Raw genomic sequence first — 18,015 nt, 5'->3', positions numbered from 1 at the left:
TGCCGTGGTTGCCATCGCGACATGCCCGGCTACACTTCCCTTCGGAATCACCTTTTCGCGGAAGGCTGGATAAATTCGTGACCGACAGGACCCTGCAATTCACGCTTCGCGAGTGGCGGCGGCTGATCCTGGCGCCGCAGCTTGTCGTGGCGGTCACGGGCGCCGGCCTGGTGCTGGGTATTTCCGGTCCGTTCGGCACCTATGCCACGATGCCGCCCGTGCCGCGCATCCTTTACTGGCTGATCGTCGCGCACGTCACTTTCGGGATCGGGCTGCTTGACGCGCGGCTGATCGCCGAACACACGCCGGCGCGCCACCTCGGCGTTCTGCCGGCCTACGCGGTCGCCGGCGTCGTCGGCGGTGTTCCGATCACGGTGGCGGTCGAACTCATCAACTGGCTGGGCGCGATCGACACGATCGACGACTGGCAGGAAATCGGTGTCTCGCTGGCCTATTGCACGGCGATCAATTTCTGCATCTGCATGGCGGCGGCCTGGTACGATCCGGGTGAAATCGGCGACGAACCGCTAGCGGCTGCGGCGTCGATGCCCAGGCTCCTCAAGCGCCTGCCCATCGAGTTGCGCGGATCGCTGTCGCACCTGTCCATGCAGGACCACTACGTCGAAGTGGTGACGGAAAAGGGCAGCAAGCTGATCCTGATGCGCCTGGCTGACGCGATTTCCGAGACCGAGCCGGTTGCCGGCATTCAGGTCCACCGGTCCCACTGGGTGGCGCTCGGTGCCGTGGCCCGAACGCAGCGCGAAAAGGAGCGGTACTTTGTCGAGATGAAGAACGGCGCCGTTCTTCCGATCAGCCGTTCCTGCCTGCCGGCGGCCCGTGATGCCGGCCTGGTTGTGGCCGCCTGAACGCTACGACCCGTTTTCGGGTGCCGGCGGCGCCTTGCTTTCGTGCACGACAAGGTCCCGTTCCGCCACCGCTTCCTCGCCGTCGCCTGGTTCCCAGTTGAGCTGCTTGTAGTCGAAGCCGTGTTCCAGCGTCGGCTTGACGACACGGAAATAGGGCGACAGGTCGAAATCGCGCGGCGTGTAGAGCGAATGATGCCGGATATGCAGGATCTCGCGCTGTGAATAGCTCGATTGGGCGCTCACGTGCCCGGGCAGACGGCGGATCTCAGGCAGGATCGGATAGCGCACCGACTGGAAGGCCTGCGCCAGCAGCGACGAGCAGATCGCCCGCGTTGGATCGCCCGAGCCGAAGGAAAGCATGCGCCGCCGCCAGCGCACCGGTACCGGCGGTGTCGGCAGGAAATAGCGCAGCATGTCGAGGATGTTCTTCGTGTCGTATTTCAGGCCGATGCGCGAAATCATGTATTCAACGACCGCGCGCCGGTCGTCGCCGGTCAGCCCGACCGGCCGGCAGATGCGGGTGTTGTAGGTGGCGTATTTGCGTAAAGGAACGGCGATGCAGCCCTCGCCGAGCACCACTTCGACGAGCTGCAGCCGTTCGCTCCCCTCTTTCGGATCGCCGCACGCATCGCCGACGAACATCGCGGCGTGCGACCAGGTGGACTGGGTCAGGTATTTGATGGCGGTCGAGATTTTCTGGTTTCCCTCGACCAGCAGCACATCGCCCGGCTGCAGCGTCCGCTCCAGCGTTTCGGCATCGGACGGCGTATAGGGCTCGTAACCGGAGGTTTCGGTGCTTAGCCGCTCGGCAACGAACCGGCCGAGCCGGTCGAGCAGCGTGTCCTTGGCCGCCAGGATTTTTGCGTCGCTCTCCATGACCCCACTATTTGGCGCTATGCGCGCGATATCAAGTGCCTTGGAAGGCCGGTGCGACAACTCTTGTTGAGCCGGAAGGGCACACCGGTCACATGAAATTCAGATATGGCGCGTCGGACCTTGACCGTTTTGTGCAGCCCATTAAATTAGAATAATTCTAAAAAAGGTTGAACACCATACTGAGCCGCATCACCGGAGCCGGACGCCGTTCCTTCTCGTCCTTGAGCGAACAGGAAATCCTGGCGCTCGCCATATCATCGGAGGAAGACGACGGCCGCATCTATCTCGCCTATGCCGACGCCTTGCGCGACAACTACCCGGCATCGGCCGAGATCTTCGAGGAGATGGCCAGGGAAGAGAACGGCCACCGCCGCCGGCTGATCGACCTCTACCGCAAGCGTTTCGGCGAACGCATCACGTTGATCCGGCGCGAGCATGTGCGCGGGTATATGGAACGCCGCCCCTTGTGGCTGACGAAGAGCATGTCCGTCGAGAACATCCGCGACGAGGCAGAGCGCATGGAGCGCCAGGCCTGGCGGTTCTATCTCGAGGCGGCCCGCAAGGCAGAGGATGCGGCGACGCGCAAGCTGCTGGGCGATCTGGCCGAAGAAGAACGCGAGCACGGCTCCATGGCGCACCGCCTTGCCGAGGCGCACACGCCCGAGAATGTCCGCAAGCAGGAGGCCGGTGTCGAACGGCGGCAGATGATCCTGACCTATATCCAGCCGGGCCTTGCCGGCCTGATGGACGGTTCGGTATCGACGCTCGCGCCGATCTTCGCGGCCGCCTTCGCCACCGGCGACACGTGGCAGACCTTCCTCGTCGGCCTGGCCGCGTCCATCGGCGCCGGCATTTCGATGGGTTTCACCGAAGTTGCGTCCGATGACGGGGTCATCTCGGGCCGCGGCGCGCCGATCAAGCGCGGTCTTGCCACCGGCATCATGACGACAGTCGGAGGCCTCGGCCACGCCTTGCCCTATCTCATCCCACATTTCACGCTGGCGACGACGATCGCCATCGCACTGGTGTTCGTCGAGCTGTGGGCGATTTCCTGGATCCAGCACCGTTTCATGGAAACGCCCTGGTCGCGCGCCATTTTCCAGGTGGTGCTCGGCGGCGCCCTGGTGTTCGCCGCCGGCCTGCTGATCGGAACGGCCTAATCGGTTCCGTAGAGGTTTTCCAGCGCCTCGTGCCGCGCCCGGAACGTCGTGTGTGTGGTGCCGTCCTCGGAATCGGCGGCTTCTGCGTCGGGTGCCTCGATCGTGTTGCCGCCGGCCTTGGCCGCGGTCTCGACCCGCTCATCGGCGAGGATCATGATCCGCTCGCCGTCGCGCATCTCGCGGTCGGCCTGGGCAAGGCCGATGCTGACGCTGCTCCACGCAGCGCTGTCGTCCTGCGCCGCAGGATCGCTGCGGATTGCCCGCAGCAGCCGCGCGCAGGCGCGGGCCGCCGATTTTGCGTCCGTGTTCGGAAAGACGATGGCAAAACGGTCTTCCGCGGTCCGCCCGATGCTGTCATAGGCGCGTGTTTCCCGCACCAGCGTCTCGGCCAGCCATTGCAGCAGGCTGTCGCAGGCCGCGTCGCCCCGCGAGTCGCTGATCGCGGCATAGCGGTCCACCTTTATGACGGCCACCGAAAGCGGCATGTGAAAACGCCGGTACCGGTTGAACTCGGCATCGAGAATGTCGGTGAGGTGCTGCGAGTTGGGCACCCCGGTCAGGCCGTCGACCAGCGACTGCGAGACCAGCCGCCGGTGGGCGAATTCGAAGTCCCGGATGCTGAGCATCGCCTGGATCCTTTCACCCTTGACCACCGGCATGTGGCGGATCTTCTTCTCCACCATCAGTTCGTAGATGTCGTCCATCGGATCGTCGAGACCACAGGTAATCACGTCGGTCGTCATGATATCGGCGACGGATTTCTGGAAATAACCGTCCTGGAAACTGACGATGGAGCGCACCAGGTCGCGCTCCGAGATTATGCCGAGAATCTTGTCTCCGTGACCGACGACCGGCAGTGCGCCGATATTGTACGCGCACAGTATATGTGCCGCGTCGAACAGGCTTTGTGTCGACTGGATGGTCTGCAGTTCAAGTTGAAATTTCTGTGCAAGCAATTCTGAAATACGCATGATTATCCCCGCCCGGAACAGTGTTGCGGGACAATCGTGCGGATTTTTCATTAACAATGGGTGCATCGGCACCCCGATATCCTGCGGGTCCGGCGTCCTTTATTCGCCCGGGATCGAGCCGACCATCAGTTCGTCGCCATTTTCGATATCGACCCAGCGGCCGGCGTGGAAGGATGCCTGGCGCTTGAGATAGGTGTAAGGCGTTTCGGTCCACACCTTCACCTCGTCCTCGAGATTGTCGAGTACGAAATCGCCGTCGGCGGTGCGCAGGGTCAGCACCGCGTGGCCTTCGCCATTGGGCTTGCGCACAACGGTGATCAGAAGATCGGACTCGGAAAAGCCGCGCTCCATCAGCATGGCCCGCTTCAGAAGCACATAGTCCTCGCAATCGCCGACGACGTCGGGATAGGACCAGACTTCCTCGCGGCCGTGAATCTCGTAGTCGGTCATCGGCAGGACGGCGTAGTTCACCGATTCATTGACGTCGTGCACAACGGTCCAGCCGAATTCGGTGACGCGCGGCGGCGCGGTCCGCGTGCCGCTTCCGCGGCATTCCTCGCGGTTGCGCTTGCAGAATTCATAGTGGCCGATCGGCTGGGAAGTGATGTTCCCAACGACCATCGACGTGCCGATCGGTTGCGCCGCCATGACGATCGGCGTCGACGAAACCGCGACAAGACAGCCCGCAAGCATGGCTTTTAAAATCACGCCCTTCATAGACGGCCAGTCCCTGTTCACCCCTTGTTATCCTTAACAAACAGTTAACAGGTCAGAGGGGACTCAAGTCAACAAACAAACCGGCCGAGTTGGAAATATGGTTACCGGACCGGTGGACAAGTGTTGCATTTTAGTCAGTCGTGCAGCATCTGGGCGGCGGCGTTGAGCAGCAGACTGATGTCCTGCGGCCGCGAAAGCCGGTGATCGCCGTCGCGCACCAGCGTCAGCACCACGTCGTCGGCCGGCAGGTGTTCGATCAGCCGCAACGCGTGGGAATAGGGCACGTCCGGATCCTCCATGCCCTGTATGATGTGGACCGGGCAGCCGGTCTCGATCATGCCCGTCATCACCCGGTTGTTGCGCCCGTCCTCGAACAGGGCGCGCGTGAAGACGTTGGGGTCCGGCCCGTAAGGTGTCTCTTCCTCGTAGTAACCCTTCGTGTCCAGGTCCCGTTTCTGCGCCTCCGTCAGCAGCGGCTCGTGCAGGTCGCTGGTGAAATCGGGCGCCGGCGCCAGCAGGAGCAGCCCGCTGACCCTTTCGGCTTTGCCCGATTTCCTCAATTCCTGCAGCATGCGGATCGCGATCCACCCGCCCATGGACGATCCGACGAGGAGCTGCGGGCCGGCGGTGAAGCGATCGAAGACCGCAAGGCTCTCCTCCAGCCAGCGCGAGATGGTCCCCAGTTCGAAGTCGCCGCCGGATTCGCCGTGGCCAGAATAATCGAAGCGCGTGCAGGCATGGCGCTTTTCGTCCGCCCAGCGGTCGAGTTCCACGGCCTTGGTGCCAGCCATGTCGGACCGGTAGCCGCCGAGCCAGACGATGCCGGGCCTGTCCGGCGGTCCGGCGCGGTGGCGTACGGCAATGACGCGGGCCTCAGGCCCCGTGCCGACTTCAATTTGCGTTGCCGATTGTGTCATGTCGAATCCCCGTTGGCAGCCGTGCTTGCCGGTGATCCGGCCCCTGCCGATTTACCGTCCGCGGGTCCGATCGTAAACCGAAACAGGCGCCCGTGGGATGATCGGAGGCCGATCGCGGGTGATTTTTTTGGCAAGTCATGCTATTGACTTGACGGCGGCGATGGTGACATTGCCGCTTTGGCCGGCGCGTCTTTGGCGTGTACGGCCGATTTGCGTAGCCAGTGACGAAACAGCCAAGGAGACTACGGCCATTCGCAGACCATTCAGAGCGCCGCCACCCACCAACACGGGACCGCGCGCCAACGACGACATCCGGGTTGCCCGGGTGCAGCTGATCGATGACGAAGGAAACAACCGTGGCGAGGTTGCCATAGAAGAAGCCCTGAACATTGCACAGGACGCCGGGCTTGATCTCGTCGAAATCTCGCCGAACGCCACACCGCCGGTGTGCAAGGTTCTCGATCTCGGAAAACTCAAATACCAGACGCAGAAGAAAGCCGCCGAGGCCCGCAAGAAGCAAAAGACCGTCGAGGTCAAGGAAATCAAGATGCGGCCCAACATCGACACGCACGACTATGACGTGAAGATGAAGGCGATGAACCGCTTTTTCGACAGCGGTGACAAGGTCAAGGTGACCCTGCGTTTCCGCGGCCGCGAGATGGCCCACCAGCAGCTCGGCATGCAGTTGCTGCAGAAAGTCAAGGAAGACACCGTCGACATCGCCAAGGTCGAGGCCGAGCCCAAGCTCGAAGGCCGGCAGATGATGATGGTCCTCGCGCCCAAATAAAGCACCACGTTTCGACGCGGACCGGCCGGCAAACGGTTCACATGCCGCTTGCGCTCGCGCGCAATGGCCGCTATAAGGCCGCGTCCGAACCGTCCGGCAGGGCATGCCGTGGCGGTTTTGAATGCAAAACCACGACCCCGAACGACGACAAGGCCGGGTCCTGAAAAGGGCGGACGGTCGGCGTCGGCCAGATAACCCGCCGGCAACGTCCGTCGGGGCGGGGCGAACAACAAGCGGTTCGCCATGGCGGGCCAAATACGGAGAAGCAAAATGCCCAAGATGAAGACGAAATCGTCTTGCAAGAAGCGGTTCAAGATCACTGCTTCGGGCAAGGTCAAATCAGCCGCCGCCGGCAAACGCCACGGCATGATCAAAAGATCCAACAAGTTTATTCGCGATGCACGCGGCACCATGGTTCTTTCGGAGCCTGATACCCGCATCGTGAAGAAATTCATGCCCAACAGCCTCTAAGGCCAGCACAAGCATTCAAGGAGCTTAGATCATGGCACGCGTCAAACGGGGTGTGACCGCCCACGCAAAACACAAGAAGGTTCTGGCCCAGGCAAAGGGCTACTACGGCCGCCGCAAGAACACGATCCGCACGGCGAAGGCCGCCGTCGACCGGTCGAAACAGTATGCCTACCGCGACCGCAAGACCCGCAAGCGCAATTTCCGCGCCCTGTGGATCCAGCGCATCAACGCCGCGGTCCGCGAGCACGGCCTGACCTACGGCCGCTTCATCGACGGCCTGAACAAGGCCGGCATCGAAGTGGACCGCAAGGTTCTTTCCGATATGGCGATCAACCAGCCCGAGGCCTTCGGAGCGCTGGTTGCCAGCGCCAAGGCGTCGCTCGCCTACCTCAAAGACACCACACCGAATGCTTTTGAAAGCGCTGTCCGCTAAGCCAGCGTTTTCCCAAGGCATGACATGACGAGTTTGGGAAACCCGCGCTGGCAGGGCCGGCGCGGGTTTTTTCATGAGAAAGCGACAGATGCTGAACACCAACGGTTCAACAGGAACACAGACGATGAGTGATCTGGAAGAGCTCGAACGCTCCATACTGGCCGACATTGCCGCGTCCGACAGCGAGCAGGCGATCGAAACCGTGCGCGTGTCGGCGCTCGGCAAGAAGGGCAGCATTTCCGAAAAGCTCAAGACGCTTGGCAAGATGAGCGCCGATGAGCGCAAGGTCATGGGACCGGCGATCAACGGGCTGAAGGCGCGGGTGACCGACGCCATCGCCGAACGCAAGGGCGCGCTGCACGATCTGGCCATCGAGGCGCGGTTGGCCAGCGAGACGGTGGATGTCACGCTGCCCGTGCGCCGCTCGCCCGCCGAAGCCGGCCGCATACACCCGATCTCGCAGGTTGTCGACGAGATCACCGCGATCTTCTCCGACATGGGCTTCTCGATCGCCGAGGGCCCGGATATCGAGACCGACTACTATAACTTCACCGCGCTGAACTTCCCCGAGGGCCATCCGGCGCGTGAAATGCACGACACGTTCTTCTTCCGGCCGGATGCGGACGGCGAGCGTATGCTGCTGCGCACCCACACCTCGCCGGTGCAGATCCACACGATGGAGCGGCACAGTCCGCCGATCCGCATCGTCATTCCGGGAAAGACCTATCGCTGCGACAGCGACGCGACCCATTCGCCGATGTTCCACCAGCTCGAGGGCCTGGTGGTCGACAAGAGCGCCAATGTTGCCAACCTCAAATGGGTCCTGCAGGAATTCTGCAAGGCCTTCTTCGAGGTGCCGCATCTCAACATGCGTTTCCGGCCGTCCTATTTCCCGTTCACCGAGCCGAGCCTCGAGCTCGACATCCAGTGCGACCGCTCCGGCAACGAAGTCCGCTTCGGCGAGGGCACCGACTGGATGGAGATCCTCGGCTGCGGCATGGTCAATCCCAATGTGCTGCGCAATGTCGGGCTCGATCCGGACGAATACCAAGGATTTGCCTGGGGCATCGGCATCGACCGGCTGGCCATGCTGAAATACGGCATGCCGGACCTGCGCGCCTTTTTCGACGCGGACGTGCGCTGGCTGAACCATTACGGTTTCAGGCCGCTTGACGTGCCGACGCTTTTTGCCGGCCTGACCGGCTGATGGGCGGCCATCACACAAAGACAATGGCCGCCCGGCGGCACAATCGATCGAGACCACGGAAGAACCGATGAAATTCACACTCTCCTGGCTGAAGGAACATCTCGAGACCGAAGCGACGCTCGACGAGATCGTCGAGGCGCTGAACATGATCGGCCTCGAGGTCGAGGACGTCGACGACAAAGCGGCGCTCAGGCCATTCGTCATCGCACGGGTCCTGACCGCCGAGCAGCATCCCGACGCCGACCGCCTCAAGGTGCTGACCGTCGATGCCGGCAGCGGCGATCCGGTGCAGGTCGTCTGCGGTGCGCCCAATGCCCGCGCCGGCCTGATCGGCGCCTTCGCGCCGCCCGGAACCTACATTCCCGGGATCGATCTGATGCTGTCGGTCGGCAAGATCCGCGGTGTCGAGAGCCACGGCATGATGTGCTCCGAGCGCGAGTTGCAGATGTCGGACGAACACGAGGGCATAATCGACCTGCAGGAGGAGCTCGAGATCGGCACCAGCTTCGCCGCCTATGCCGGATTGGACGATCCGGTGATCGAGATCGGTCTGACGCCGAACCGGCCCGACTGCACCGGCGTTCGTGGCATCGCCCGCGATCTGGCCGCCTACGGCCTCGGCACGCTCAAGGACGGCACCACCCCGCCGGCCGGCGGCACGGAGCCGTGTCCCGTGGGCCTGTCTCTGGAATTCGGCGACACGCAGCCGCTTTGCCTCGGTTTTGCGCTGCGTATGGTCAAGGGCGTCAAGAACGGCCCGAGCCCGCAATGGATGCAGAAGCGGCTGACGGCCATCGGCCTGCGCCCGATCAACGCGCTGGTCGACATCACCAACTACGTCACCTTCGACCGCGGCCGCCCGCTGCACGTTTTCGATGCCGGCAAGGTGCACGGCGACCTTGTCGTGCGCCGCGGCCGCGACGGCGAGAAGGTGCTGGCGCTCGATGAACGCGAATACGAGGTCAACGACGGGATCTGCGTCATTGCCGACGATGAAGGCGTCGAGTCCCTCGCCGGCATCATGGGCGGCGAGCGCTCGGGCTGCGACGGGAACACCACCGATGTGCTGATCGAATCGGCGCTTTGGGACCCTTACAACATCGCCCGCACCGGCCGCGACCTCGGCATCATTACCGACGCCCGCTACCGCTTCGAGCGCGGCGTCGATCCGGCTTATATGGCCGAGGGCATGGAGTACGCGACCAGGCTGGTCCTGCAGCTGTGCGGCGGCGAGCCGACGCAGCCGGTCATCGCCGGGTATTCGGAACCGGAAAGGAAGATCGTGTCCTTCCCGGTGTCCGAGGTCGGGCGGCTCACCGGAACGGATGTGCCCCGAAAAGAGGCGCTTGCCATCCTTTCGCGCCTCGGTTTCGAGCCGGCGGGAGACGGCGATACCGTCAATGTGGCGGTTCCGACCTGGCGCCCCGATATCGACGGCAAGGCGGATCTCGTCGAGGAGGTCATGCGCATCTACGGCGTCAACCGTATCGATCCGCAGCCGCTGCCGCGCAACACCCACATCAACGAGCGCATCCTGACGACCCTGCAGATCCGCACCCGCTCGGTGCGCCGCGCGCTGGCGGCACGCGGCATGCTGGAGGCGGTGAACTGGTCCTTCATCGCGGCCGATCAGGCGGCGCTGTTCGGCGGTGGCGGCGAGGCACTGAAGCTTGCCAATCCGATTGCGGCGGACATGTCCGACATGCGGCCTTCGCTGTTGCCCGGGCTGCTCGCCGGCGCACAGCGCAATGCCGACCGCGGCCATGCCGACATCGCGCTCTTCGAGGTGTCCGACATCTACGAGGACGGGACCTATGCCGGCCAGCACCGGCAAGCCGCCGGCGTGCGCCGCGGCACGGCCCGGCTCGAGGGAAGCGGGCGGCACTGGGACGGTTCGGCCGCGCCCGTCGGCGTCTTCGATGCCAAGGCGGACGCGCTGGCCGCGCTCGAGGCCTGCGGCGCGCCGGTCGGCCGCGTGCAGATCGAGGCCGGCGCTCCGGACTGGTATCATCCCGGCCGCAGCGGCGTCATCAAGCTCGGGCCGAAGGTTGTTCTCGGCACGTTCGGTGAGTTCCACCCCAAGGCGCTGGACCGCATGGATGTGGACGGGCCGGTCTGCGGCTTCGAGATCCGGGTCGATGCGGTGCCGGAGCCGAAACGCAAGGCGACCCGCACCAAGACGCCGCTTGAAATCTCGCCGTTCCAGGCGCTCAAGCGCGACTTCGCGTTCGTGGTCGATGCCGATGTTGCCGCCGCGCAGATCATCAGCTCGGTCACCGGGGCCGACAAGAAGCTGATCGCCGACGTGCGCGTGTTCGACCTGTTCGAGGGGCCGTCCCTTGGCGCCGGCAAGAAATCCGTTGCCGTCGAGGTCGACATACAGCCGACCGACCGCACGCTGACGGATGCCGATCTGGAAGCGCTCGCCGGCCGTATTGTCGACAATGTCGGCAAAAAAACCGGTGGTGTTCTGCGCGGATAGGGTATGGTGGGGCCTGTTATGCTGACTGTGAGCATAAGTTGGCTCCATCTCCGGGCGAGGGCTGGATTATGAACATGATCCTGAATACCGACAGCTACAAGTATTCCCATTTCGCCCAGTATCCGCCGGAAACGGCGGCGATCTCCGCCTATATCGAAAGCCGGCCGGGCGGGCGGCACGACAACGTGCTGTTCTTCGGCCTGCAGATGTTCCTGAAGGAGTATCTCACCCGCCGCATATCGACGGCAGACATCGACGAGGCGGACGAACTGGTCACCGCCCACGGCCTGCCCTTCAACCGCGACGGATGGGAAACGCTGGTCAGCCGCCACGGCGGCAGCCTGCCGCTGTCCATCGAGGCCCTGCCGGAGGGCTCCGTGGTGCCGGCCGGAACGCCGCTCGTCCAGATCCGCAACACCGATCCGGATTTCTTCTGGCTGCCGACCTTCATCGAGACGGCGCTGCTGCGCGCCGTCTGGTACCCGTCGACCGTTGCGACGGTGTCCTATTATGTGCGTCAGATCATCACCGAGGCGCTGGAACGGTCCTGCGACGACTACACGGACGTGCTGCCGTTCCGGCTGCATGATTTCGGTGCCCGCGGCGCGACGTCTCTGGAACAAGCCGGCCTCGGCGGCGTTGCCCATCTCGTCAGTTTCATGGGCACCGACACTGTCTCGGGTATCGTCTACGCCCGCAAGTACTACGCCGAGCCCATGGCCGGTTTCTCCATACCCGCCGCCGAACACTCGACGATGACCGCCTGGGGTGAGGAGCGCGAGGCCGAAGCCTACGGCAACATGATCGAATCCTTCGGCGGCGACGGGAAGATGGTCGCCGTCGTGTCCGATTCCTACGATCTTTACCGCGCCGTTTCGGAAATCTGGGGCAAGGAGCTGCGCTCCAAGGTCGAGCAGATGGGCGGCACGCTGGTGGTGCGGCCCGATTCCGGCGATCCGGCGGTCGTGCCGATCGACACGGTCGACATGCTGGGCGCCATTTTCGGCTATACGACCAACGCCAAGGGATACAAGGTCCTCAACCCGGCCGTGCGGGTGATCCAGGGCGACGGCGTGACGCCCGATACGATCAAGATCATCCTCGACAGGCTGATGGGCCGCGGCTGGTCTGCGGAGAACATCGCCTTCGGAATGGGCGCCGGACTGCTGCAGAAGGTCAACCGCGACACGCTGCGTTTCGCCATGAAGGCCAATGCGCGGCTCGACACCGCCGGCAACTGGACCGGGATCCACAAGGATCCGAAGACCGACCCCGGCAAGGCGTCGAAACGCTATCGGCAGGCGGTGGTCATGCAGGACGGCGCGCCCGTGGCCGTGCCGCTGAAGGAGCTCGGCGCGCGCGAGAATCTCATGCAGCCGGTCTGGGAAGACGGCACTCTACTCAAGGATTGGACGCTGGCCGAGATCAGGCAGAGAGCGGCCGGAAAGGAATAATATGGCATTGTTCAGATGGGGCGTCCTTTCAACGGCGAATATCGCGCAGAACCAGCTGCTTCCGGCCATGCAGGATACCCGCAACGGTGTTGTCTCGGCTATCGCCAGCCGCGACGAGGCAAGGGCGCGGCAGCTCGCCGACCGGTTCGGGGCACCGCACGCCTTCGGGTCGTACGACGCATTGCTTGCCTCCGATACGGTTGACGGCGTTTACATCCCGCTGCCCACCAGCGATCACGTTGCCTGGAGCCTGAAGGCGGCCCAGGCCGGCAAGCATGTGCTTTGCGAAAAGCCGATTGCCCTGAAGGCGGACGAGATCGACGCACTCATCGCCGAGCGCGACCGCTCGGGCAGGATCATATCCGAGGCATTCATGGTGTTTTACCACCCGCAGTGGCACAAGGTCCGCGACCTGATCGCCGGCGGCGCGATCGGTCGGCTGCGCCACGTCAGCGGCGTCTTCACCTATTACAACACCGATCCCGAAAACATGCGCAACAAGCCGGAACTGGGCGGTGGCGGGCTTCCCGATATCGGCGTCTACCCGACCGTTTCGACGCGCATCAGCACCGGCCTGGAGCCGCAGCGCGTGCGCGCGGCCGTCGAACGCGATCCGCAGTTCGGAACCGACATCTATGCCGACGTGACGGCCGATTTCGGCGATTTCATCATGGATTTCTATTGCTCGACCCAGATGGCGCTGCGCCAGGAAATGCTCTTTCATGGTGAAAAGGGCGCCATCGAGGTCACCGCCCCGTTCAACGCCGGCGACTACGGCCACGCGGTCGTCAACCTCCACAACCAGGACCGTTCAGAGGCGCAGGTCTTTCGCTTTCAGGGGGTGCGCCAGTACCGCAACATGCTTGAGACCTTCGCCGACGTTGCGCTCGGTAACGGCGGTGAACTGTTTTCCCTGGAAAGTTCGAAGGCCAATCAGAAACTGATCGATGCGGTCTACCGCGCCGGTGAGAGCGACGGCTGGGAGACAGTCTGAAGCAGCCCGGCTTCTTGAATTTGACGCCCCGGCCGATCATCATCATCGCCTGTACCGCGTCGATTCGCCTTCATTGGGACCACAGAGGTTTTCTTGGATCACCTGCGCTATGCCGGCCTGCCTTTTGCGCGCCAGCGCGCCGTCCTCATCGACATCGTGCGCGATGAGCCGATCGTTCGCGATGCCCTCGTCGCGGCCCGTGAATTCGGTCTGCCGCAATGGCGCATCGTCGCCGGCGCCATCTACAACACCGTGTGGAATGTCTTGACGGACCGCCCGTCGGGCCACGGCATCAAGGACATCGACCTGTTCTACTACGAGCCGCACGACCTGTCCTGGGAGGCCGAGGACCGGGTGATCAAGCGCGGCCACGATGCTTTTTCCGGCGCCGCATTGCCGGTCGAGATCCGCAACCAGGCGCGCGTACATCTGTGGTTTCCCGAAAAGTTCGGCGAGGAATACGCGCCGCTGGAAAACGGCGACGAGTCGATTTCGCGGTTTTCCTCGAAAACCCACGCCGTCGGCATTCGCCTTGAAGAAGATGATAGCCTGGACGTATGCGCACCGTTCGGGCTCGACGACATCTTTTCCTTCAGGGTCGTCCCCAACCGGGTGCTGTACAATGAGCCCGGCTACACGGCAAAGGCGGAACGGGCGCTGCAGTGCTGGCCCGAACTGGACGTCGAGCCCTGGTAGCACCCGCGGCGCTGCGTTCAGGTGCCGGCCTGTTTGGCCTCATAATCGATCGGCCAATAGCCGAAACGTTCCATTTGCTCCCGGTGGTCGTCGACAATTCTCCTGAACTGCTGCGGAGACAGCACCTCGCGCCACTGATCGGTGCGGCCCTCACGGAAGAAGCGCTTGGCCTTTTTCGGCTTTTCCCTGAAGCCTTCCTTCTTCTCCTGCTCCTGCAGCTTCTCAAATGACGACATTTCAATGGCCGCGTCCAGCTGTTCGTCGGTCGGCCTGAGCAGCAAATGGCTCGCCAGTGCGCCGAAGGTCTTTCGCGGATCCGCCTTCATGTCCTCGTAGCGCATGATGTAGATCGCCCGGTGGTCGTTCCTGGTCCAGCTGTGGACGTGCTGGCTCCAGGACCCGTAGACCTCATAGACCGATTTCTCGGTGACCGGCGTCTCGACGTTGTCGCTGCCCATGGCGTCGATGGTGTCGTCAAGGGTCTTCGACATGTGATGAGAGTAGGAGACGGCGACATCCAGCGGGTTGCGGACAATGTAGATCGCCCCTGACGTCGCGGCGAAATTGATCGTCGGGAAACCACGATCCATGACCAGTGCGTTGTGGGTCTTGACGAAGGACAGGCCTTCGCAGTCATCGGCGATCTGCTCCTGGACCTTGAGCCGGGCTTCCGCAATCTCGCTTTGCTCGGCCTCCATGGGATGCTTGCCTATGATCTTTTCGTAGCGTTCGCTGCTCAGATCCCAGGTGGTGAACTCGTTCATGCTGTTGATGTCTTGCGCGGATCGTCCCGATCCCCGCATCAACTGAAGCAGGTTGTGCAGGAACGCCCGGGTCCAGGTGTTTCCCGACTTGGGATAGGACGCCAGCCAGACAATACCCCGCGGAACTTCGTTTGGGTCGTTTTCAGTCATGACGTCGGCGCTCGATCTGGTAAACCGCATTTGCGGCAAATGGACCCTCCAGACGGGAGTGCTCGCCGGTTGACCAACGGATTTCAATTTCGTCGATCTGCGTTTCGGGCCCGAGGCCGAAATGGGCCTCGATGGGGTCGAAGCTGTTGAAACCGCCGCCTAGCTGCAGTTCGCGCATTTGATTGTGTTTCTCCGGGCCACCGTATTTGATGGTGATTTTCGAGCCGACGCCAAAGCGATTGCCGATTTCGTCAACAATGCCGATCCGAACGGAATTCCGGTCCTGCGCATTGTTGATGTAAGCGACCATCGGTGCATTGATCGGAGCTGCGATCATGTCCAGATCGCCGTCATTGTCGATGTCGCCGGCCGCGGCCGCCGGCATGACGAAGTAATCTTCAAGGCCGAACTGCTCGGTAGCATCGATGAATTTCATTTCGCCGAGATTGCTGAAATAGACATTCGAGGGAGAGGCACCCTGTCTCGGCCACCAGCCATTGACCACGTATATGTCCTGCAGGCCGTCATTATCGAAGTCGGCTATCTTGTTGTCCCAGCTCCAACCGCCGAGTTCGAGTCCCGCCTCTTCTGTCCCGTCCCTGAAGCGTCCCTCGCCGTCGCGCTCGAGCAGCACGTTGCGGCCGGGTATTTGCGGAACATAGTCAGCTAAGGGAATGTCCTCAATTTCAGGCGAGGGCAGGAAGTGGACGGCGCAGAATTTTCGTGCCAGCGGCTGGTGCGGCTTTATGTAAAGGCAGATGTCCGGCCTATTGTTCTGAATGGCCAGATCTTTCACCATCATCGCCTTGCAGGCTTCGATGTCGTCACCGCTGAGTGACAGGCAATTGACCGCAAGGGACGGGTCGAGTTTCCGGCCAGGCCGATACCAGGTTCGGATGTCGACGTTTTTCTGGCACTCTCGACGGTCCGCATCCCGTTCTATCTCTGAGCAGTAAAGCGCGTTTTCCTGAAAATTGATCCGCTCGGACGCATCTTCGGCCTGACCTGCAATCTGGGCTGTGTAGATTTCTGGAACCAGGTCGTTGTTGAGATCCGCCGTTTTGATACTCATTGTCGTTCTTGTGGAGTTTTCGATAATGCCCTGTTCGGCGCCGATATTCTCGAATTCCCCATCTTCCCGTCCGACATAAAAGATATCCGGAATGGCAAAGTCATTGCCGACGATCAAATCGAGCTTTTCGTCGTTGATGTAATCGCTGAGCAGGATCGACAGGGTCTCGCCCGGCACGGCGGAGAGTTCGGAAAACCGTTCTCCGCTTAATGCTCCCTCGTTGAATACAATACGGTTGCGCGATTCTTCGCCCGGCAGGCGCCGGTACCAGCCCGATGCCCAGTTTCCGACGGCCAGATCCAGATCGCCGTCCTGATCGACATCGCCGAAGGAGACAGCCATGGCGACCCGGGCATCATCGCGGTTGCGCGTTTCGGTAATGCGGTCGTTGTCGAACTTGCCGTTTTGGCTCCAGACCACGCGGTTGCCGTCGGCATAGGTTGCCAGGAAGAGGTCGAGCCAGCCGTCATTGTCAAGATCGACCGGCACGGCATTGACCACTTTGAGTTCATCAATGGCGGGCAGGTCGAGTTCGACCGGTTGAAACCGACCGGAGCCGTCATTGGAAAAGATCCTCAGGCCTCCATCCGTCCTCGCCAGGACGAAATCGAGGTCGCCATCCCGGTCGAGATCGGCGAGCGACACGCTGCCGTTGGTCGTCCAGAAGGGCGCCCACATGTCCTCGAAGGCGAACTCGATGGGCCGGTCAATGCCGATATGGTGCGCTTCGATCCGGCGGAACGGCGTCTTTCCCTCAGCCGAAGAAGGGGCGAAGGCGCGCAGTTTCGTTATCGTGACCGGGCTCTCTCCGCCGGCATCCTCCGACAGGCCGGCAGCGCTGGCTGTGCCGACGAAACCGATGCCGGTATCGGAAAGCAGCAGATCCAGCGCCTTTCCGGTCTGCCATTCGTGATACCGTTCAACGATCAGCCCGCCGGCCAACGAGACGACGAAGATCGCTGCCGCGAGCATCGCGGCAAAGCGGAAAGAGACCATGCGCCAGACAATGAAATACGCGTAAATACTGAAAATACCGAGTGAAAACAGCATGACCGAGACGAATGCGACCGGCAGCCCGGCCGCCATCAGCGCGGAAACGAGAACGACGTCGAATGCGATGGGCACCGGCAGAAAGAGGCTGAACAGCGCGACGGCCGCAAGATGAAACAGGCTCACATTCAGATCGTTCAGATAATCGTAGGGCAGCAGGTGCGCGGCCGCCGCGCCGAGGGCCCCGGCCAGCACCATCAGCGGCACGGTCATGCGAATGATGTACCAGAGATTTTCGAGGAACAGCCTGATCGTGTCGGCGAAATCCGTCCAAAGACCGCCTCCCCCCTTCACCGGGATATCGATGGGACACGCCACGGCATTCTGCTCCGTTGCCTGCCCTTCGAGGTTTGAAGAATGGCGGCCCGATACCGCCATCGGGACGACAATGAAGATGACGACAAGGGACAACGCGATTTTCGAGACGACGAGGTAGACGGGAAGCAAGGAGAACATCATCGTCAGGACGATGATGTTGAAGGTCGGAGATGCGAGCATAGCGGCCAGCGACGTCTCCAGGCGCGCACCTCCCTTGTAGATTCCCTGCGCGATGGGCGCAGCGCAATTGACGCACACGCCGAGCGGTGCACCCATGCCGAATCCCAGTAGCGTGTTCAGATATTTCGATCTGAAGGCACGCCGCCGCAGCTGGCCGAGAAGGGTCAGGAACGCCGCACCGAAAAGGACGCCGAAAACCATTCCCTGCAGGTTTGTCTTTATCCAGTTGACGGTGGACAGAAGGATCTTCTTGGCAAGGGGATCGCTTTGTTCAACGGGGAAAAGCGCTTCGAAACTCAACGGATCTTCGAGCTGAATGGCGCCTCCCATCAGCGCCTTGTCTCCAAGGGACGGATAACGGGAGGTTGTCCAGAAGGTCAGCAGGATTGCGGCCATGATGGCGCCGGCGATCAGCACGCGCCTTGTTCCGACGCCTGCTTCCAGACGCAT

At 62.3% G+C, this 18,015-nt stretch carries 16 protein-coding genes; 10 read left to right on the top strand and 6 right to left on the bottom strand.

All coding sequences use genetic code 11. The features are described 5' to 3' along the window. Positions 1 to 77: 77 nt before the first annotated feature. Positions 78 to 866 carry a LytTR family DNA-binding domain-containing protein gene (locus E4M07_RS08490; protein WP_136657876.1) on the top strand — a complete coding sequence of 263 codons (789 nt, stop codon included), beginning with the start codon at positions 78 to 80 and terminating at the stop codon, positions 864 to 866. Positions 867 to 869: 3 nt separating this feature from the next. Here the strand turns inward: E4M07_RS08490 and E4M07_RS08485 are convergent, their stop codons facing one another. Then, the gene (locus E4M07_RS08485) at positions 870 to 1,742 is read right to left on the bottom strand and encodes a YiiX/YebB-like N1pC/P60 family cysteine hydrolase (protein ID WP_136657875.1); all 873 of its coding nucleotides are present in this window, start codon (positions 1,740 to 1,742) and stop codon (positions 870 to 872) included. Positions 1,743 to 1,918: 176 nt separating this feature from the next. Between E4M07_RS08485 and mbfA the strand changes: the two genes are divergently transcribed. Beyond that, the gene (mbfA, locus tag E4M07_RS08480) at positions 1,919 to 2,902 is read left to right on the top strand and encodes an iron exporter MbfA (RefSeq protein WP_136658473.1); all 984 of its coding nucleotides are present in this window, start codon (positions 1,919 to 1,921) and stop codon (positions 2,900 to 2,902) included. Here the strand turns inward: mbfA and E4M07_RS08475 are convergent. The 3 genes from E4M07_RS08475 to E4M07_RS08465 form a co-directional block, all read right to left on the bottom strand. Further along, on the bottom strand, positions 2,899 to 3,873 hold the full coding sequence (locus E4M07_RS08475; protein ID WP_169054137.1) for a diguanylate cyclase: 975 nt from the start codon (positions 3,871 to 3,873) through the stop codon (positions 2,899 to 2,901). The two genes, mbfA and E4M07_RS08475, sit on opposite strands and share 4 nt — an antisense overlap. 99 nt (positions 3,874 to 3,972) lie before the next feature. Further along, a complete protein-coding gene (locus E4M07_RS08470) occupies positions 3,973 to 4,521 on the bottom strand; it encodes a transglutaminase-like cysteine peptidase (RefSeq protein ID WP_246660428.1) in 549 nt (182 codons plus the stop codon). 203 nt (positions 4,522 to 4,724) lie between these two features. Further along, positions 4,725 to 5,507: an alpha/beta hydrolase gene (locus E4M07_RS08465; protein WP_136657873.1), complete on the bottom strand. Its 783-nt coding sequence runs from the start codon at positions 5,505 to 5,507 to the stop codon at positions 4,725 to 4,727. Between the two features lie 250 nt (positions 5,508 to 5,757). Between E4M07_RS08465 and infC the strand changes: the two genes are divergently transcribed. The 8 genes from infC to E4M07_RS08425 all read left to right on the top strand — a co-directional run bounded on the left by infC (position 5,758) and on the right by E4M07_RS08425 (position 14,031). Beyond that, positions 5,758 to 6,294 carry a translation initiation factor IF-3 gene (infC, locus tag E4M07_RS08460; protein ID WP_206057226.1) on the top strand — a complete coding sequence of 179 codons (537 nt, stop codon included), beginning with the start codon at positions 5,758 to 5,760 and terminating at the stop codon, positions 6,292 to 6,294. A gap of 270 nt (positions 6,295 to 6,564) precedes the next feature. Next, positions 6,565 to 6,765 (top strand): 50S ribosomal protein L35, encoded by a 201-nt coding sequence (gene rpmI / locus E4M07_RS08455; RefSeq protein WP_136657872.1) that lies wholly within the window; start codon positions 6,565 to 6,567, stop codon positions 6,763 to 6,765. A 31-nt stretch (positions 6,766 to 6,796) separates the two neighbouring features. After that, complete coding sequence (gene rplT, locus E4M07_RS08450; RefSeq protein WP_136657871.1) at positions 6,797 to 7,198, top strand: 50S ribosomal protein L20; 402 nt, start codon at positions 6,797 to 6,799, stop codon at positions 7,196 to 7,198. A gap of 124 nt (positions 7,199 to 7,322) precedes the next feature. Next, entirely contained in the window at positions 7,323 to 8,405 is a 1,083-nt protein-coding gene (pheS, locus tag E4M07_RS08445) for a phenylalanine--tRNA ligase subunit alpha (RefSeq protein ID WP_136657870.1), read from the top strand. A 67-nt stretch (positions 8,406 to 8,472) separates the two neighbouring features. After that, positions 8,473 to 10,887 carry a phenylalanine--tRNA ligase subunit beta gene (pheT, locus tag E4M07_RS08440; RefSeq protein ID WP_136657869.1) on the top strand — a complete coding sequence of 805 codons (2,415 nt, stop codon included), beginning with the start codon at positions 8,473 to 8,475 and terminating at the stop codon, positions 10,885 to 10,887. 68 nt (positions 10,888 to 10,955) lie between these two features. Then, positions 10,956 to 12,341 carry a nicotinate phosphoribosyltransferase gene (locus tag E4M07_RS08435; protein ID WP_136657868.1) on the top strand — a complete coding sequence of 462 codons (1,386 nt, stop codon included), beginning with the start codon at positions 10,956 to 10,958 and terminating at the stop codon, positions 12,339 to 12,341. Between the two features lie 7 nt (positions 12,342 to 12,348). Continuing rightward, entirely contained in the window at positions 12,349 to 13,335 is a 987-nt protein-coding gene (locus tag E4M07_RS08430; RefSeq protein WP_136658470.1) for a Gfo/Idh/MocA family oxidoreductase, read from the top strand. Between the two features lie 93 nt (positions 13,336 to 13,428). After that, the gene (locus E4M07_RS08425) at positions 13,429 to 14,031 is read left to right on the top strand and encodes a nucleotidyltransferase family protein (protein ID WP_136657867.1); all 603 of its coding nucleotides are present in this window, start codon (positions 13,429 to 13,431) and stop codon (positions 14,029 to 14,031) included. Positions 14,032 to 14,048: 17 nt separating this feature from the next. Here the strand turns inward: E4M07_RS08425 and E4M07_RS08420 are convergent, their stop codons facing one another. Next, positions 14,049 to 14,945: a sulfotransferase domain-containing protein gene (locus E4M07_RS08420; protein WP_169054136.1), complete on the bottom strand. Its 897-nt coding sequence runs from the start codon at positions 14,943 to 14,945 to the stop codon at positions 14,049 to 14,051. Next, positions 14,938 to 18,015 carry an FG-GAP-like repeat-containing protein gene (locus tag E4M07_RS08415; RefSeq protein WP_136657865.1) on the bottom strand — a complete coding sequence of 1,026 codons (3,078 nt, stop codon included), beginning with the start codon at positions 18,013 to 18,015 and terminating at the stop codon, positions 14,938 to 14,940. Before E4M07_RS08415 ends, E4M07_RS08420 begins: the two co-directional genes overlap by 8 nt.

It is taken from the genome of Nitratireductor sp. XY-223, assembly GCF_004959855.1.
Lineage (GTDB): Bacteria > Pseudomonadota > Alphaproteobacteria > Rhizobiales > Rhizobiaceae > Hoeflea_A.
Note: the sequence above shows the minus strand (reverse complement) of the source record. Positions and strands in the feature narration are given on the sequence as shown.

Excerpts from the sequence above, each read along its gene's own strand:
- E4M07_RS08485 (WP_136657875.1), bottom strand. The coding sequence starts at position 1,742 with ATGGAGAGCGACGCAAAAATCCTGGCGGCCAAGGACACGCTGCTCGAC.
- E4M07_RS08475 (WP_169054137.1), bottom strand. The coding sequence starts at position 3,873 with ATGCGTATTTCAGAATTGCTTGCACAGAAATTTCAACTTGAACTGCAG.
- E4M07_RS08470 (WP_246660428.1), bottom strand. The coding sequence starts at position 4,521 with ATGGCGGCGCAACCGATCGGCACGTCGATGGTCGTTGGGAACATCACT.
- E4M07_RS08465 (WP_136657873.1), bottom strand. The coding sequence starts at position 5,507 with ATGACACAATCGGCAACGCAAATTGAAGTCGGCACGGGGCCTGAGGCC.
- rpmI (WP_136657872.1), top strand. The coding sequence starts at position 6,565 with ATGCCCAAGATGAAGACGAAATCGTCTTGCAAGAAGCGGTTCAAGATC.
- rplT (WP_136657871.1), top strand. The coding sequence starts at position 6,797 with ATGGCACGCGTCAAACGGGGTGTGACCGCCCACGCAAAACACAAGAAG.
- pheS (WP_136657870.1), top strand. The coding sequence starts at position 7,323 with ATGAGTGATCTGGAAGAGCTCGAACGCTCCATACTGGCCGACATTGCC.
- pheT (WP_136657869.1), top strand. The coding sequence starts at position 8,473 with ATGAAATTCACACTCTCCTGGCTGAAGGAACATCTCGAGACCGAAGCG.
- E4M07_RS08435 (WP_136657868.1), top strand. The coding sequence starts at position 10,956 with ATGAACATGATCCTGAATACCGACAGCTACAAGTATTCCCATTTCGCC.
- E4M07_RS08420 (WP_169054136.1), bottom strand. The coding sequence starts at position 14,945 with ATGACTGAAAACGACCCAAACGAAGTTCCGCGGGGTATTGTCTGGCTG.
- E4M07_RS08415 (WP_136657865.1), bottom strand. The coding sequence starts at position 18,015 with ATGCGTCTGGAAGCAGGCGTCGGAACAAGGCGCGTGCTGATCGCCGGC.